The organism is Eikenella sp. Marseille-P7795 (genome assembly GCF_916618725.1).
Lineage (GTDB): Bacteria > Pseudomonadota > Gammaproteobacteria > Burkholderiales > Neisseriaceae > Eikenella > Eikenella longinqua.
In genome coordinates, this window is record NZ_CAKAJZ010000008.1 from 1 (window position 1) to 474 (window position 474).

The window sequence follows — 474 nt, forward strand, 5'->3', positions numbered from 1 at the left end:
GCTTAAGCCCCTATCACGTGGGCAAAGCCGCCAGCATCAGGCTACCTGAAAACGGATTGCCTGAGTTTTGGCCGGGCATATTTTTTTCAGGTAGCCTGATGTTTTCAGGTAGCCTGATGCTGGCGGCTTTGCCCACGTGATAGGGGCTTAAGCGTTGCCATATTTGGGTGTCGAACCAGGCGTAGAACACTTCGCCCATGCGCGCGTCGGTGGCGGCCAGCACGGCGGCTTGGCCGGGGCAGAGCGAGGCGACGGCGTCGAGGCAGGGAACGGGGATGAGCGGGATGCCGAACGGGGCGGCCAAACCCTGCGCCACGCCGGCGCCGATGCGCAGGCCGGTGAAGGCGCCGGGGCCTTGGGCATAGGCGATGGCGCCCAAATCGGCCACGGCCAGCCCGGCTTCTGCCAGCAGCGCGGCAATCTGCGGCAGGATGAGCTCGGATTGGCGGTTGGCGGGTTTCTCCTGGGACAGAT

The 474-nt window shown here is 64.8% G+C and carries 1 protein-coding gene; it reads right to left on the reverse strand.

Annotated features, from left to right (window positions below; translation table 11 throughout):
- Positions 1-13: 13 nt before the first annotated feature.
- The coding region (gene tsaB, locus LG371_RS10360) for a tRNA (adenosine(37)-N6)-threonylcarbamoyltransferase complex dimerization subunit type 1 TsaB (RefSeq protein WP_225748432.1) at positions 14-474 on the reverse strand (461 nt) is incomplete at its 5' end.